The 15,669-nt window shown below is 73.9% G+C and carries 11 protein-coding genes; 5 read left to right on the forward strand and 6 right to left on the reverse strand.

Features of this window, described 5'->3' with window-relative positions; translation table 11 throughout:
• Window positions 1-91: 91 nt before the first annotated feature.
• Together BS83_RS13605 and BS83_RS13610 are read right to left on the reverse strand one after the other, a co-directional pair.
• On the reverse strand, window positions 92-2,386 hold the full coding sequence (locus BS83_RS13605) for an ABC transporter permease (RefSeq protein WP_232248272.1): 2,295 nt from the start codon (window positions 2,384-2,386) through the stop codon (window positions 92-94).
• Window positions 2,383-3,117: an ABC transporter ATP-binding protein gene (locus BS83_RS13610; protein WP_051943022.1), complete on the reverse strand. Its 735-nt coding sequence runs from the start codon at window positions 3,115-3,117 to the stop codon at window positions 2,383-2,385. The genes BS83_RS13605 and BS83_RS13610 overlap by 4 nt, the downstream gene beginning before the upstream one ends.
• Window positions 3,118-3,429: 312 nt before the next feature.
• Between BS83_RS13610 and BS83_RS13615 the strand changes: the two genes are divergently transcribed.
• Complete coding sequence (locus BS83_RS13615; protein ID WP_037604148.1) at window positions 3,430-4,092, forward strand: deoxynucleoside kinase; 663 nt, start codon at window positions 3,430-3,432, stop codon at window positions 4,090-4,092.
• Between the two features lie 34 nt (window positions 4,093-4,126).
• On the opposite strand, the gene BS83_RS13620 is transcribed toward BS83_RS13615, so the two are convergent.
• The 3 genes from BS83_RS13620 to BS83_RS13630 form a co-directional block, all read right to left on the reverse strand.
• Window positions 4,127-4,900, reverse strand: a complete 774-nt coding sequence (locus tag BS83_RS13620; protein ID WP_408641090.1) for an adenosylcobinamide amidohydrolase — start codon at window positions 4,898-4,900, stop codon at window positions 4,127-4,129.
• A 73-nt stretch (window positions 4,901-4,973) separates the two neighbouring features.
• Entirely contained in the window at window positions 4,974-5,780 is an 807-nt protein-coding gene (locus tag BS83_RS13625; RefSeq protein ID WP_232248275.1) for a helical backbone metal receptor, read from the reverse strand.
• Between the two features lie 585 nt (window positions 5,781-6,365).
• Window positions 6,366-10,277, reverse strand: coding sequence for a Pls/PosA family non-ribosomal peptide synthetase (locus tag BS83_RS13630; protein WP_084713447.1), 3,912 nt, complete (start codon window positions 10,275-10,277; stop codon window positions 6,366-6,368).
• A gap of 540 nt (window positions 10,278-10,817) precedes the next feature.
• On the opposite strand from BS83_RS13630, the gene BS83_RS13635 reads away from it, so the two are divergent.
• From BS83_RS13635 to BS83_RS13645, 3 genes are all read left to right on the forward strand, one after another.
• A complete protein-coding gene (locus BS83_RS13635; protein ID WP_232248276.1) occupies window positions 10,818-11,384 on the forward strand; it encodes a hypothetical protein in 567 nt (188 codons plus the stop codon).
• A gap of 74 nt (window positions 11,385-11,458) precedes the next feature.
• Window positions 11,459-12,109: a MarC family protein gene (locus BS83_RS13640; protein WP_037604150.1), complete on the forward strand. Its 651-nt coding sequence runs from the start codon at window positions 11,459-11,461 to the stop codon at window positions 12,107-12,109.
• A 116-nt stretch (window positions 12,110-12,225) separates the two neighbouring features.
• Window positions 12,226-13,686 carry an alkaline phosphatase family protein gene (locus BS83_RS13645; RefSeq protein ID WP_051943023.1) on the forward strand — a complete coding sequence of 487 codons (1,461 nt, stop codon included), beginning with the start codon at window positions 12,226-12,228 and terminating at the stop codon, window positions 13,684-13,686.
• Here BS83_RS13645 and BS83_RS13650 read toward each other — a convergent pair.
• On the reverse strand, window positions 13,625-14,359 hold the full coding sequence (locus tag BS83_RS13650; protein WP_037604152.1) for a TetR/AcrR family transcriptional regulator: 735 nt from the start codon (window positions 14,357-14,359) through the stop codon (window positions 13,625-13,627). The two genes, BS83_RS13645 and BS83_RS13650, sit on opposite strands and share 62 nt — an antisense overlap.
• Before the next feature lie 134 nt (window positions 14,360-14,493).
• Here BS83_RS13650 and BS83_RS13655 point away from each other — a divergent pair, with 134 nt between their 5' ends.
• On the forward strand, window positions 14,494-15,528 hold the full coding sequence (locus tag BS83_RS13655; RefSeq protein ID WP_037604161.1) for a medium chain dehydrogenase/reductase family protein: 1,035 nt from the start codon (window positions 14,494-14,496) through the stop codon (window positions 15,526-15,528).
• Window positions 15,529-15,669 lie beyond the last annotated feature (141 nt).

The raw sequence follows: 15,669 nt of genomic DNA on the forward strand, positions 1-15,669 counted from the left end.
CCGCTCCCGCCCACGCCCCGGGCCGGGCCCCGCCTGACCCGCCCGGCGGCGGCCGCCGCGCCTCACTCGCTGTGCAGCACCTTGGCGATCGTCAGCCGCGCCGCCGCCCGCGCGGGATCAACGCGCCGAGGGCGGCCAGGGCGACCCCGGAGAGCACCAGCAGCGTCACGTTGCCCGGATGCCAGACCTCCCGCATCGAGGCGGGGAAGTCGATGCCCCCGGCCCGCCCCGTGACCGGGAGGATGAGCCGCTCGGCCAGGATGCCGAGCGGCACGCCGACCGCTCCTCCGGCCAGGCCCAGCGCCGACATGGAGGTGACCATCATCGCCGTGACCTGACGTGGCGTCATCCCGATGGACTTGAGCATGCCCAGATCCCGCCGCCGCTCCCGGGCGTTCAGGACCACGGTGTTGAACACGCCCAGCGCCGCGACCGTGCCCAGCAGCAGGCTGAGCACCGAGGCCGAGCCGACGGCCGTCATCGCACCGGCGTTGACGGTCTCCTTGGCCGTGGGGTACAGGCCCCGGTCCGCCGCGCGCACTGCGGCCTGGTAGGCGTCGACGCTCGTGCCGCCGGTCAGCTTCACCAGGTACTGGGTGCCCTCGACGCCGGGGTCGACCGCCGTCGCGGTGGCCCAGTCCGTGGAGACGTAGTCCGGATCACCGGAGAGCGTCTCGCCGACGATCGTCACCGGTTCCGCACGGCGGGCGGTCCGCAGGGTGAACCGGTCGCCCACGGCAAGCTCGTGCAGGGTCAGGAAGCCGGGCGGGACCACGATCTCGCCGGGCCCGCGGAACCAGCGTCCGGAGACGACCAGCGTGCCCAGGTCCGCGGAGGTCCCCCGGTAGGCGACGAGGGTCAGGCCCTCGGCGACGCCGGGCAGGCGCACCGGCACGTAGGCGGAGGCGGTCACCTGGGCGGCGCCGGGCAGGGTCCCCAGCAGGGACTGGATCTGCGCGTCGGTGTGGGTGGGCGCGGTCATCCCGACGTCCGCGCGGCCCGCGTCGACCACGACCTGGTACGCGCCGCCGCCCTCCGCCGCCTTCCCGAACGCGGTGACCGTGGTGGCCAGCCCGGTGGAGAAGGTCACCGTCGTCACGCCCAGCACGACCGCGGCCAGCGTCAACAGGCTCCGTCCGGGTCGGGCGAAGGGCAGACCGAGCCCGAGGCTCACCGAGCGCGGCAGCGGGGAACCCGTCAGCCGCCGCTGGATCCGCAGCGCGCGCCCCCTGCGCTGGGCGCTGCCGGCGCTGATCGCCCGCGCCGCCGGCAGCGAACGCGCCCGCAGCGACGGCAGCAGGGCGGCGAGCAGCACCAGCACGGGCAGACCCGAGAGGGCGACCAGGTCCACCCACGGGCTCAGCCCGACGCTGTCGGCCAGGTCCGCGCCACTCATGCCGTTGAAGATCTGCCGGAGCAGCGGCTGTTCCGCGAGGTCGCCCAGCACCGTGCCCAGGACGCAGCCCGCGAGCGCCGGCACCGACACCATCACCAGGTAGACGGCCACCACCTGGTTCGGCGTGAACCCGATCGCCTTCAGCACGCCGATGTGCCGGAACCCGGAGACCACCGCGCCGCTGACCACGTTCCCCACGATCAGCACGGCGACGAGCAACCCCAGCACCCCGAAGACCATGAGGAACGGCACGAAGGTGTTCGGACTGTGCTCGGCCCGCTGCTTCAGGTTCAGGTAGGACTGCGCGGCGGTGAGCGCCCCGGCGGGCACCGCCCCGGCGACGGTTCGGAGGTCCGTCCTCAGCGCGCTGTCGCCGGCCGCGTCGGCGAAGCGGTACAGCATCTGCGCCGAGGTCGGGTGGAGCAGCGCGATCCGGTCCGGCGCGACCCACGCGTCGGCGGTCCGGCTGACGCTGGAAGCCAGACCCACGACGGTGAACGGGACCCCGGACAGCTCGATCCTGCGGCCGAGCGCGGCGCGCGTGCCCTCACCGCCGACGCCCGGCGGCGAGCTGAACACCACCTCGCCCGGTCCGGTGGCCCAGTGGCCCGCCCACAGGTTCACCCGGTCCACGGCGCCGCCGGGATCGGCCCGGCCGACGACCGTCACCGGTCCGACGTCGTGCACCACCACCTGCCGGTCCAGATCGGCCACGGCCTGGGCGAACGGTCCGGCGGCGGCCGCGACGCCGGGCAGCCGGGACGTCGCCGCGAGCTGACCGGGCGTGACCTTCGCCGCGTCGAAGGTCACGTCCAGCTGTGCGCCCTGCTGCCGGTCGAAGGCCCGGTCGAAGGGGGCGGAGGCGGCGTCCAGCAGTCCCAGCGCGACCACGATCGTCATGGTCGAGACCAGGACCACCAGGCCGATGACGAAGGTCTGCAGCCTGCGCCGCCGCACCCCCGCGCGGGCCGCTCGCCACACGGCTCTCATCCCGCACGCTCCAGGCTGCGCTCGCCGACCACGCGTCCGTCGGCCAGGTCCACGACCCGGTTGGCGCACCTGGTCGCCAGCCGCGCATCGTGCGTGACCATCAGCAGGGTCTGCCCGATCTGGTTCAGGTCCAGCAGCAGGTCCATCACCTGCTCGCCGGAGTGGCTGTCCAGCGCCCCGGTCGGCTCGTCCGCCAGCAGCAGCGCCGGACGGTTCATCAGCGCCCGGGCGACCGCGACCCGCTGCCGCTCCCCGCCGCTGAGGACGGCGGGGTAGGCGTTGCGCCGGTCGGCGATGCCGAGCTCGTCCAGCAGCTCATGGGCGCGGCGGCGTGCCTGCCGCGCAGGGGCGCCGGTGAGCTGGGCGGCGAGGGCGACGTTGTCGAGGGCGGAGAGGTCGTCGAGCAGGTTGAAGAACTGGAAGACCATCCCGATCCTGTGCCGGCGGAACAGCGCCAGGTCGGTCTCGCTCAGTGCGGCGAGGTCCTCGCCGTGCACGGTGACCCGGCCGGACGTGGGCCGGTCCAGTCCGGCCACCAGGTTGAGCAGCGTCGACTTGCCGCAGCCCGAGGGGCCCATCACCGCGACCGCCTCGCCGGCGCGGATCTCCAGGGAGACCCCGCTCAGGGCTTCGTGGTCGCCGTACTCCTTGCGCACGTCCTCCAGTCGCACGACCGGCTGCGCCTCGCTTCCCCCACCCGTTCCGGGCTCGTTCCGTGATCCACGCGTCATGTCGGGAAACCTACGATCCGCCGGGCGCCGCGGGCATCCGACCGGGGATGCAATCGGGGGCGCCGGTCATCCCGTGGAGGTACGGCGCCGGTCTCCGGCCCGCTCGGGCGAACGGCGCCGGGGGCGTCCGCCCGGGGCCGGACGATCATCTATGCTTCATGGGTTCGCGGGGCGGAGGCTCCTCGCGGTGTGCGCCGGCAGCGGAGCGCCGGTCCGGTCCTGGGGATCTTCGGGGGACCTCCGACATGCGTCGCGCCGGCATGCGGCCGGTCCATCCGCCCATGGACGGAAGACCCCAGGGAGAAGTGAGGTATGTCGGTGATCTGCGTCGGAGGCATGATCGGGATCGGCAAGACGAGCGTCGCGGAGATCCTGGCCAAGGCGCTCGGCAGTGAGGTCTTCTACGAGAGCGTGGAGGACAACCCGATTCTTCCGCTCTTCTACACGGCGAGCCCGGAGGAGATCCAGGCCAACCGCTACCCCTTCCTGCTCCAGCTCTACTTCCTGCAGACGCGGTTCGCCTCGATCAAGGAGGCCTACCGGCAGGGCGACAACGTCCTGGACAGGTCCATCTACGAGGACTGGTACTTCGCCAAGGTCAACCACGACCTGGGCCGGATCAGCTCCCTCGAGATGGGCGTGTACGAGGGCCTGCTCAACGAGATGATGCGGGAGATCGACGGCCTGCCGTACCGCAAGGCGCCCGATCTGATGGTCTACCTGAAGGCGGACTTCGAGACGGTGCTGCACCGGATCGGGCTGCGCGGCCGCGACTTCGAGCAGGACGAGGGTCTGGTGGAGTACTACCGGACGCTCTGGTCCGGCTACGACGACTGGGTGCACAAGCACTACTCGGCCAGCGAGGTCCTCGTCGTCGACATGAACTGCACCGACGTGGTGAACAAGCCCGAGGACGCGGAGCGCGTGGCGCAGCAGGTGAAGGACGCCCTGGCGCAGGCCAGGCTCCGCGCCTGAGCCCCGCCTCCGTCCCGGCCTGAGCCGCGGCGGCTCAGGCCGGGACGGGACCGGCGAGCCGCAGGTCGGACACCGGACAGCGCGCCCCGGTCCGCTCGTGCGGGATGACCGGGCCGCCCGAGCGGCGGGCGCGGTCGCGCAGCGCGCCCTCGTGCACGGCCTGGTGGACGGCGCGGGCCAGGCGCGCGCCCCAGGTGGAGCGCGGTCCGCCGAACGGGTCCGCGACCTCGCCCGCCCTCGGCGTGCGGACCGCGACGCAGACCGCGTCCGAGGGGGTGCCCGAGCAGTCGTAGCCGGCGTCCAGCAGCGCCTGCACCTTCGCCTCGGTGGCGGTGGCGAGCAGGTTGACCAGTCCGGCGTCGGCGACCGGGGCGGGGACCACGGCCAGGATGTTGATCGTCCCCGGCCGGAATCCGGTGGCCCCGTCGGCGCGGGCCGGATCGGCGGCCCAGGTGGGAACGCCGATGCCGGTGGTGACCACGGCGTGCACGCCGCCGTCGGCGGCCCGGGTGCCGTCGTCCACCTCCGCGGCCGTCATCAGCCCGACGCCGGGGCCGTGCAGGCCCTGCGCGGCGGCCAGTTCGGCCAGGTGCCGGTCCGGGTCCATCCGGCTGTACCCGGCGCGGACCTGGGCGTTGAGCACCCAGTGGCGCTCGCCGATGCCGCCGCCGAGCACCGCGCTGCTGACCATGCGCCAGCCGGGCCCGGCCCGCCACACCAGCAGGTGCCGGCACGCGCCGTCCTCCCGCCGTGCGGCGCGGGCGACGACCGGGGGCCATGCGTCGTCGATCGGCGGGTTCGCGATGATCACTCCAGGGCGTCGGCGGGCCGCGGTCTCGGGTGACGCTATCGCAGCAGGTCGCAGGCGGGACGGGCCGGGGTCAGCCGCGGCCGGTGACCGGGGCGGCCAGCTGCGCCGCCAGGATCGCGGGGGCCTCGGCCAACGAGGGCCCGTACCAGGTCAGATGCCGACCGCTGACCAGTGCGGCGGGCAGGCCGGGGAACGCCTCGGGTCCGTCCTCGGCGGTGAAGCGGTAGGGCTCGTCGGGCAGCACCACCAGGTCCGCGCCCCGGCCGCGCAGTTCCTCGACCGGGATCGCGGGATAGCGTTCGGCGTGCTCGGCGTAGAGCTGCCGGACGCCGAGGCGCCGCAGCACGTCCCCGGCGAAGGTGTCGCGGCCCAGCACCATCCAGGGCCGCCGCCAGATCGGCACCACCGCGCGGGCCCAGGGCGAATCCGGGTCGCCCGGCACCGCGTCCCAGGCGGCGCGCGCCCGGTCGAGCCAGGCGGGAGGGGCGAGTCCGCAGGCGTCCGTCAGCAGCCGCTCCAGACTGGCGAACGCCTGCTCCAGGGTACGCACTTCGGTCACCCAGACCGGGATGCCGACCGCGCGCAGGCCGTCCAGGTCGACCTGGCGGTTCTCCTCCTCGTTGGCGATGACGAGGTCGGGGGCCAGCGCGGCGATCCGGTCGTGGTCGGGGTTCTTCGTGCCCCCGATCCGGGCGACGTCGAGATCGCCCGGGTGGGTGCACCAGTCGGTCGCGCCCACCAGCAGCCGCGGGGCGGTGGCGGCGACGGCCTCGGTGAGCGAGGGAACCAAGGACACCACCCGCTCGACCCGGCTCGGGTCCAACCGCAGCTCCGTGCCCTGATCGTCGCTGACGGTGCGTTCCGTGCCTGTGGCCATACCGCCACGCTACCCGGACCACCCGGGCCGAGGGTCCGAGTCCTCCACACGGGAGTCCTCCGCGCGAGGGCCCTCCATGCGGGAACCGTTCGCGTCGGAGGCCTCCGTCCGGGAACCCTCCGTGCGGGGGCTCGGCTCTGCCCCGCCCGGGTCCGAGACCGTTTGTGACGCAGGTCTCGACAAGATCATCCCGCTCGTGCAAGATTCAGCACACCTCGCTCGGGCGGAACCCCCCGTCGCCCGAGCGAGGGACGGCGTCGTGTCCCCGGCGGTCGCGTCAGCGCGCCTCAGGACAGGCCGTAGCCGTCCTGGGGATCGGTCTCCGGGACCCACCGGTCCGCGCGGCCCGGATCGAAGCAGTAGCGCGGCGCGCCGACGGTGCCCATGGTGTGGAACGCCCGCCCGTGGTCGTCGACGAGAACGGTGCCCTGGGCGCTCCCCTGACTCCACAGCCGGCGCAGCGTAGCGGCGCGCCCACCTCACGATCGACCGCATTTCGCGTTCCTCGGACCGCATGCGGCGGGGGCCGCCGGGAAGTGGCGACCCCCGTGTTCGGGGACTCCGGCCGCGGACGGCCGGCGGTGGTCAACGCTCCGCTGCGCCGGCGGTCTGCCAGGGGGCGACCGGGTTGCCGAACCAGCAGCCGTGGTCCGGCACCGACTCGCCGCGCATGACCAGGGACGAGGGGCCGACCACCGTCCCGTCGCCCAGGCGGGAGCCCGGCAGGGTGATGGCGTGCGGGCCCACGGTGGCGCCGGCGCCGATGGTCACGCCGTCCATGCGCATCAGGCGGTCGTGGAACAGGTGCGTCTGGACGACCACGCTGCGGTTGACCGACGCGCCGTCGCCGATGCGGACCAGGTCGGTCTCGGGGAGCCAGTGCGTCTCGCACCACACCCCGCGGCCGATGCGGGCGCCGAGGCTGCGCAGCCAGAGGGCCAGGAAGGGGGTCCCGATCAGGGACCCGCCGAGCCAGGGCATCGCCAGGACCTCGACGAACACGTCGAACAGCTCGTTGCGCCACACGAAGGAGCTCCACAGCGGCTGCTGTCCCGCGCGGAACCTTCCGACCAGCAGCCACTTGGCCGCCGTGGTGAGCAGGCAGGCGGCCGTCCCGCAGGCGAGCAGCACGGCTCCCGCCGCGAGGACGGAGACCGTCAGCCCGTAGACGTCGAGGAGCTTCTGGAGCACCAGCACCGCGGCGTCGGCGAGCAGGGCGGTCAGCAGCACCGGGAGCAGGCGGCACAGCTCCACCGCCGCCCGCGCCCACACCAGCCGTCGCGCCGGCTCGTAGGTGCGCGCCGCGTCCGCCCGCTCGGGGCTGCGCTGCATCGGGAAGCCGGGCCGGCCGAGCCACGAGCCTCGCGCCGCCGCCTGCTCGGGTGCGTCGGACAGCACGCCCACCAGCGCGTCGTCGGCCAGACCGCGGCCCGGTCCCACGATGGCCGAGTTGCCGACGAAGGAGCGCCTGCCCACGGTGGCGGTGCCCAGCCGCAGCCAGCCGCCGCGCGTCTCGAAGGGTGCCAGCAGCGTGTCGTCGGCGAGGAAGGCCTGGTCGCCGACGTGCATGAGTCCTGGCAGTCCCAGCACGGTCGAGGCCTCGACCCGGCTGCCGATCCTGGCGCCGAGCAGGCGCAGCCAAGCGGGCGTCAGCAGGCTCGCGTAGAGCGGGAAGAGGGTGCGCCGGGCGCTGTCGGTGAGCCGGTGCACCAGCCAGGCGCACCACGCCACGCCGCCGTGCGCGGGGTGGGTGCCGGGGACGAGGGGGCGCGAGAGCAGACGGATCGCGGCGGCGAGGAGCAGCGCGTAGAGCAGGGCGGTGGCCGGGACCAGCGGCAGGCACAGCTCCACGACGGTGACGCCGACCCGCCCGAGGGCGGTCGCGTGCCGGACCGCGAGCCAGAGGATGCAGAGCGCGGGCGTCGCCGCGAGCAGCGGCAGCAGCTGGCCCAGCGGCAGGGCCAGCGCGTAGGCCGCGCTCCACGCCCTGGAGCGGCGGTGCAGCGGGGCGGGCCAGGGGGCCGTCACCGGCGAGCGGTCGGGCCGTGCCGGGGAGCCGTGCCAGCGACCGCGGGCGGGCACCACGCCGTTCACGCAGCTGCCCGGTGCGATGTCCGCGCCGTCGCCGATGTCGGCGCCCGGCATCAGCATGCTGCGGGCGCCGACCCGCGCCCCGGCCCCGACGCGGATCGTGCCCAGATGCAGCAGGTCCCCGTCGAGCCACCAGCCGGCCAGGTCGGCCTCCGGTTCCACGGAGCACCCGTCGCCGAAGGTCGCCAGGCCGGTGACCGGCGGCAGGGTGTGCAGGTCGACGTGCGAGCCGACCCGGCAGCCCAGCATGCGGGCGTAGCGGGAGGCCATCGGGGTGCCGATCACGGAGGCGATGTTGAAGCTCGCCGCCACGCGTTCGGCCGTCCACAGCCGCAGGTGCGCCGAGCCGCCGCGCGGGTGGCTGCCCGGCCGCAGCCTGGCGGTCAGCGCTCGTGCGCCGAGCACGCCGATCGCGGCCCGCCCCGGTGCGCTGGACAGCAGCAGCCACCCGGCCCCGATCAGCCACCAGGAGGTGTGCACCGTCCACGGGAGCGGGCCCAGCAGGTTGTCCAGGGCGGCGAGCAGGAGCACCCAGTGCAGACCGCCGACGACGGACAGCACCATCAGCACCAGGGCCTGGTAGACGGCGACCAGGCGCGGCGTGGGGCGGACCTCCCTTCGGCCTCCGGTCGGGGCGCACACCTCGTCCAGGCGCTCGGCGAACCTGGCGAGCGTCGGCTCCCGGTAGAGGTCGGCGACGCCGATGCCCGGGTAGCGGTCGCGCAGCGCGGAGACGAGCCGGGCGGCGCTCAGGCTGCTGCCTCCTACGGCGAAGAAGTTACTGTCTCCGTCGACGGGCACGCCGAGCAGTTGTTGCCACTCCCCCGCCAGCCACCGTGCCGTGCCGGTCAGGGCGGAGGCCGCGTCCGGCGGGGCGTCGGCGGTGGGCAGCGGCCAGGGCAGTGCGGCGCGGTCGACCTTCCCCGAGGTCCGGGTGGGCAGTTCGGGCAGCACGGCGAGCACCGGCGCCAGGGCGGCAGGCAGCACCTCCAGCAGACGGCGCCGGAGGTCGGCTCGGTCGAAGGTCGCCCCGGGGTCGTCCAGGACCAGGTAGCCGACGAGGATCTGACCGCTCGTCCCGGTCCGCTTCACCGCGGCGGCCGCGGCCCTGACCCCGGGCAGCGTCAGCAGGGCGGCCTCGACCTCGCCGAGCTCGATCCGGCGTCCGCCGAGCTTGACCTGGTCGTCGGCGCGCCCGACGAAGACCAGCCCTTCGGGATCGGCGCGGACCAGATCCCCGCTGCGGTAGACCCGTTGACCCGGCAGTGCCTCGTGAGGGCGGAACTTGGCGGCGTCCTTCTGCGCGTCGAGGTAGCGCGCGGTGCCGACGCCTGCGATCAGCAGCTCGCCCGTGCCGCCCCAGGGGACCTCCCTGCCCTCCGGGTCGACGACCGCCAGCTCCCAGCCGGCCAGCGGAAGCCCGATCCGCACCGGCTGCCCGGCTCGCAGCCGGGCGGCGCAGGCCACCACCGTGGTCTCGGTGGGGCCGTAGGTGTTCCACACCTCGCGCCCCGGCACGTCCAGTCGCTCGACCAGTTCGGCGGGGCACGCCTCGCCGCCGACGATCAGCAGCCGGACGCCGTCCAGGGCCTCGACCGGCCAGAGCGCGGCGAGCGTCGGCACCGTGGAGACCACGCTGATGCCCCGCTCCACCAGCCAGGGGCCCAGCTCGGTACCGGCCTTGACCAGCGAGCGCGGTGCGGGGACCAGGCAGGCGCCGTGCCCCCAGGCCAGCCACATCTCCTCGCAGGAGGCGTCGAAGGCGACGGACAGCCCGGCCAGGACCCGGTCGCCGCGTCCGAGCGGGGCGTCCGCGAGGAACAGCCTCGCCTCCGCCTCCACGAAGGCGGCGGCTGAGCGGTGGGTGACCGCGACGCCCTTGGGCCGGCCGGTGGTCCCTGAGGTGAAGATGATCCACGCGTCGTCCGACGGCTCGGGCGGGCCGGGGCGGCAGCCCGGCGTGCCGGGTCCCTCCGTGATGCCGCACCCGGCGCCGATCACGGCGCAGACGTCCGCGTCCTGCCACACCATGGCGGCGCGCTCGTCCGGGTCGTCGACGTCCACCGGGACGTAGGCGGCACCCGCGCAGAGCACGCCGAGGATCGCCAGGTACAGGTCGGCAGTGCCGGAGGGCGCCCGCACTCCCACACGGTCGCCGGGACCGACGCCCCGCTCGGCGAGCACGGCGGCCACGCCCTGGGCCGCCACGTGCAGCTCCGCGTAGTCCAGCACCACCCCGTCGGCGTCCAGCGCCGGTGCGGTCGGCGCCGATCGCACCGTCGCTTCGAGCAGTTCCAGCAGCGTGGTGGGCGGCGCCGGAGGCCCGGCGGACCAGCGCGCGGGCGCCGGCCCGGTCGACACCGACAGCGGTGTCGCGAGCTGTGCGGGAGCAGGAGTGAGCGTCATGTACGGCCCTTCGAGGAGAGCAGCGGCCGAGAGTGCAACGGCCGTGAGACACGCCAGATCTGACGACCTGACCAGGAGAACTGCAGGCGGGAGCGAACTCCGTACACGGAGGGTTCCGTCGGAGCTGTCAGCGACGAGCCCGGGAGCGGCACGGAAGGGCCGGCTGCCCGAGGGCGCGGAAGAGGACGTGCGAAGAGGGGGAGATCCTGCGACGACGCGCGTCTACCGGACGGCTATGGAAGAGCCGAAGTCCGGGCGAGTGGGGAGAGTCGCGCGCGTGGAGGACGCCGAAAGCCGTGCCGAAGCCGCGGCCGTCACGTCCGAAAACAGGACAGTTGGTGCCATGAACCAAGTCTTCGGGATCGAACACCGCAGCTCATGCGCTTGCCGCACCATCCCAGTCACTTCCCACCGGACATTCAGGAAGTTCCCAGGAATGGCGCCGCGCCGGGTGCACGGGTGGATCTGCGGGTCGGCGCGGCCCGGGGGACCATCGAAGGAGGGCTCGCCCGCACGAACCCGCGCGCACAGGGAGCCGCCATGTCCCGAAGGACCGAGGACGACCGACCCGGCCCGCCCGCCGCGGGCCCCGATGGCGGCGCTTCCGGCCCCGGCCTGGCCGCGCGCTGGCGCGCCACCGTGGACCGGCACACCTCCCCCACCCAGCGCTCGCTGCTGGCGACCTGGCTCTCGTTCGGCGCGACCTTCGGCACCGTCCGGCTCATCACGCACGGGATCCGCGGGGGCTGGCTGCCCTGGGGGAACATCTCCGCCGGCGGCAGGCACCTGCACCACTACAACATCGGCATCGCCGTGCTCGCGGGCGTCGGCATGGTCGCCGTCCGCGGCGACGCGAGGTTCACCGGCCACCCCGGCGTCGGCGCGGCCTACGGGGCGGGCGCGGCGCTGATCGCCGACGAGTTCGCCCTGCTGCTGGACCTCCAGGACGTCTACTGGGCCGAGGAGGGACGCGTCAGCGTGGACCTCTCACTCGGCATCCTGTCGGGGCTGGGCGCCTACCTCACCGCGGTCCCGTTCTGGCACGAGCTGGCCAAGGTGACCGCCGACCACGCCCAGGGGCGGCTCGCCCGCGGAGCGGCCGGCTGAGCCGTCATGGCACCGTTCGTTCGCGCGGCGCGCCGACCCGCCGCGTGCCGACCGGGCTACGGGATCATCGGGCCATGTCCTCGATCACCGGGCCGATCAACATCACCAGCACCTTCGTCACGTTCTTCGCGGTCGTGGGGCCCCCGAAGGTCATGCTGACCTTCGCCCACGTGGCACGGGGCCGCACCGCGGCTGAGGCGCGGCGCGTGGCGCTGCTCGCCTCCGCGGCGTCGGCCCTGCTGGGTGCGCTGTGCGCGTGGACCGCGCCCTACATGGCGGAGTTCTTCCACATCAGCCCGGAGTCACTGGAGTTGGCCGGCGGCATCATCTTCTTCCTCTACGCGGTGGGCCTGGTGCTCGGCATGCACCTGGGGGCGGACACCCCCGAGGAGGCGGACGAGATGCACCCGCTGGTCTCCGGCTTCAGGGAGCTGCTGCTGCCGTACGTGGTGAGCCCCCTGGCCGTGACCGCCGTCCTGGTGGAGTCCCTCGACCGGGAGGGCTGGGCCTGGCGCTCCAGCGTCGTGGGGTCCTTCGTCGCCGTCGCCGCGATCAACGCCGTCTGCATGGTCGCGACGACGGGACTGCTGCGCAAGGTGCACACGACCACGCTCGAGTTGTGCTCCCGGCTGCTGGGGCTGCTCCTCGCCGCCGTGGGCGTGGAACTCTTCCTCACCGGGCTGGACGACGCGATCAGGTCCTGGGGGCACCTCAGCCAGCACTGAGCCGCAGGGGCACGCGGCAGGGGACGCGGCGGGGACACGCAGCGGGAGCCACACCGTTTCCACAAGGAGCCTGCCTAGCGTGCGGAGCACCCCGACCGACCGGCACGGAGGGAACGATGCGAGGCTTCCGAAGGTTCGGCGTGCTCACCGCGGCGGCGGCGCTCACCGCCGCCTGCACCGGAGGGGGCCACACCGGCGCTCCCCCGACGTCCGGCGGCGGCACCGCCGACGCGGCGGGCATCCACGCCATCAAGCACGTCGTCGTGATCATGCAGGAGAACCGCTCCTTCGACTCGTACTTCGGCACCTATCCCGGCGCGGACGGGATCCCTTCCGGCGTCTGCGTGCCCGATCCGGCGCACGGCGGCTGTGTGCAGCCGTTCCACGACACCGCCGACCGGAACACCGGCGGCCCGCACGGCGCGGTGAACGCGACCGCCGACGTGAACGGCGGGGCCATGAACGGATTCGTGCGGCAGGCCGAGGGCGGCCGGAAGGGCTGCGTCGATCCGGACAACCCCGCCTGCAGCACGGGAGCGGCGACGAGCGACGTGATGGGGTACCACGACGGGTCCGACATCCCCAACTACTGGGCCTACGCCAGGAACTTCGTGCTGCAGGACCACATGTTCGAGCCCAACGCCTCCTGGTCGCTGCCGGCGCACCTGTTCCTGGTGTCGGAGTGGTCGGCGTACTGCACGCAGCACGGCAACCCGTCGAGCTGCACGAACGCGCTGCAGAACCCTGGCCTGCCACCGGACTTCAAGGCCAGGAGGAAGAAGGCCGCACATCCGTCGGCGCAGCCCTCGGCCCAGCCCCCCGCGCGGCCGGCCGGACCGCCGATCTACGCGTGGACCGACCTCACCTACCTGCTGCACAAGGACGGCGTCCCCTGGGGCTACTACGTGATGACCGGTTCCGAGCCGGACTGCGAGGACGCCACGGCGCTGACCTGCTCCCCGGTGAAGCAGAACGCGAAGACGCCCGGGATCTGGAACCCGCTGCCGTACTTCGACACCGTGAAGGCGGACCACCAGGAGGGGAACATCCAGTCCCTGGACGCCTTCTACACCGCGGCGAAGGCGGGAACGCTTCCGGCCGTCTCCTGGATCTCCCCGGCCGGGCAGGTCAGCGAGCACCCGCCGGGGCTGGTCAGCGCGGGCGAGTCCTACACCACGAACCTGATCGACACGATCATGAGGAGCCCGGACTGGGACTCCACCGCGATCTTCCTGACCTGGGACGACTGGGGAGGCTTCTACGACCACGTCGCGCCGCCCTCGGTGGACGCCGACGGCTACGGACTGCGGGTGCCCGGCCTGGTGATCAGCCCCTACGCGAAGCAGGGCTACATCGACCACCAGAACCTGTCCTTCGACGCCTTCGACAAGTTCGTCGAGGACGACTTCCTGCACGGCCAGCGCCTGGACCCGGCCACGGACGGCCGCCCCGACCCGCGTCCGGACGTCAGGGAGAACGCCCCGCAGTTGGGCGATCTCGCCTCGGACTTCGACTTCACCCAGAAGCCCCGTCCGCCGCTGATCCTCCCGGTGCAGCCGCGGACCGACCTGCGCTGACGCCCAGGGCCGCGGTCTCGGCCTCGAAGAGCCGCTCGGGATCCAGGCCCATGCCGGTGAAGTGCCCGGCGAGTTCGAGCGAGAGCACGCCGTGGAGTCGGGTCCAGAAGCGCAGCGCCAGGGCCAGGGCGGCGGGCGGCGCCGGGTGCTCGCCGGCCCACCGGCGCTGCTCGGCCAGGTGCGCGGCCAGTGGCTCGGAGGGGGCCTCCGGGGACGCGTCAGGGGGCGTGTCGCCCTGCCGCGCCGCCAGGTGCGCCGTACAGGCGTCGAGCAGGTGCCCCATGATCTCGACCGCGATGGCCGTGGTCTCCGGAGGAGCCTGGTAGCCGGGCACCGGTGTGCCGTAGACCAGGAAGTAGCGGTGCGGGTCCGCCGCCGCCCACGCGCGCAGCCTCCGCGCCAGCGCGACCGGGTCGGGACCGGCCTCGGCCGCGGCGCGGAACGCGTCGGCCAGGCTGCGGTAGGCGTCCGTGACCAGCTCGGTGATCAGCTCGTCCCGGCCCCCGAAGTAGCGGTAGAGGGCGGGTCCGGTCATGCCGAGCTGCTTGGCGACCGCGTTGAGGGAGAGCGCGGAGGCGCCCGCCTCGGCGATCTGGTCCCAGGCGCGCGCCTTGATCTCCTCGCGCACCTGGGCGCGGTAGCGCTGACGCGGGGTCCCCGTCTGCTCCGCCATGGTCGGACCACCCTCCGCTACAGCCTCAAGAAACAGTGAGAGGTTATCACTCTTCCCCTTGACGACGACCGCGCGCTTCAGTTAGAACTTCTAACAGAAGGAACAAGCACAAACGACTTCGCCAGGAGGCGGCCGTGAACAGCACCGAAGAGCTCGTCGAGGTGGTTCTGCCGGGCATCGTGGAACCCGAGGGGCTGGCAGTGCGCCACGGGGCCGCCCCCGTGGCCGGCCCAGGCCAGGTCGTGATCCGGATGGAGGCGACCGGGGTCTCCTTCGCCGAGCAGCAGATGCGCCGAGGGCGCTACTACGACCAGCCGCCCTTCCCCTTCGTCCCCGGCTACGACCTGGTCGGCACGGTCTGCGACGCGGGACCCGGCGTCGACCCCGCCCTGCTCGGCTCCCGGGTCGCGGCGCTGGTCAAGACCGGCGGCTGGGCCAGCCATGTCGTGGTCCCCGCCGCCGACGCGGTGCCGGTGCCGGCCGGACTCGACCCGGCCGAGGCGGAGACCCTGGTGGTCAACGGGATCACCGCCTGGCAGATGCTGCACCGCCGCGCCAGGGTCAGGGCCGGCCAGACGGTCCTGGTGCACGGGGCCAACGGCGGCGTCGGCACGGTCCTGGTCCAGCTCGCCCGCGCGGCCGGCGCCCGGGTCATCGGGACCGCCGCGCCACGCCACCACGAGGCGCTGCGCGCGCTCGGCGTGCTGCCCGTCGACTACCGGGCCACCGATCTGGCCGCCCAGGTAAGGGAGTTGGCCCCCGGCGGCGTGGACGCCGTCTTCGACCACGTCGGCGGCGAGAGCGTGCGCACCTCCTGGGGTCTGCTGGCCCGGGGCGGCACGCTGGTCTCCTACGGCTCCGCCGCGACCCGGGACGCCGAGGGCTCCAAGCAGTGGCCGGTGCTCAAGCTGCTCGGCCGGGTCTGGCTCTGGCAGGCGCTGCCCAACGGTCGCCGCGCCTTCTTCTTCAACATCTGGGCCGGCCGGGGTCTGGCCGCCGCCCGCTTCCGCGCCCGGCTCCGGGCCGACCTCACCGAGGTCTTCCAGTCCCTGGACCGCGGCGACATCACCGCCCGCGTCGCCGCCCGCCTCCCCCTCGCCCAGGCGGCCGAAGCCCTCCGCCTGGCCGAGTCCGGCACCGTCGCCGGCAAGGTCGTCCTGCTTCCGTGACCCGGCGCTCCCCCGGGCCGAACGCCGCTCTGCCGCTCAGCGGCCGCCCGTCATCGCGCGCCTCGGGCAGGTTCCGCACCCGGTCCGGTGTGACGCCGGGAGCGAGCGGGATCCGGCGCGCGCCGTGGTCGGCCCGGCGCG

This window comes from Streptacidiphilus rugosus AM-16 (genome assembly GCF_000744655.1).
Classification (GTDB): Bacteria; Actinomycetota; Actinomycetes; order Streptomycetales; family Streptomycetaceae; genus Streptacidiphilus; species Streptacidiphilus rugosus.

Excerpts from the sequence above, each read along its gene's own strand:
- BS83_RS13605 (WP_232248272.1), bottom strand. The coding sequence starts at position 2,386 with ATGAGAGCCGTGTGGCGAGCGGCCCGCGCGGGGGTGCGGCGGCGCAGG.
- BS83_RS13610 (WP_051943022.1), bottom strand. The coding sequence starts at position 3,117 with ATGACGCGTGGATCACGGAACGAGCCCGGAACGGGTGGGGGAAGCGAG.
- BS83_RS13615 (WP_037604148.1), top strand. The coding sequence starts at position 3,430 with ATGTCGGTGATCTGCGTCGGAGGCATGATCGGGATCGGCAAGACGAGC.
- BS83_RS13625 (WP_232248275.1), bottom strand. The coding sequence starts at position 5,780 with ATGGCCACAGGCACGGAACGCACCGTCAGCGACGATCAGGGCACGGAG.
- BS83_RS13630 (WP_084713447.1), bottom strand. The coding sequence starts at position 10,277 with ATGACGCTCACTCCTGCTCCCGCACAGCTCGCGACACCGCTGTCGGTG.
- BS83_RS13635 (WP_232248276.1), top strand. The coding sequence starts at position 10,818 with ATGTCCCGAAGGACCGAGGACGACCGACCCGGCCCGCCCGCCGCGGGC.
- BS83_RS13640 (WP_037604150.1), top strand. The coding sequence starts at position 11,459 with ATGTCCTCGATCACCGGGCCGATCAACATCACCAGCACCTTCGTCACG.
- BS83_RS13645 (WP_051943023.1), top strand. The coding sequence starts at position 12,226 with ATGCGAGGCTTCCGAAGGTTCGGCGTGCTCACCGCGGCGGCGGCGCTC.
- BS83_RS13650 (WP_037604152.1), bottom strand. The coding sequence starts at position 14,359 with ATGGCGGAGCAGACGGGGACCCCGCGTCAGCGCTACCGCGCCCAGGTG.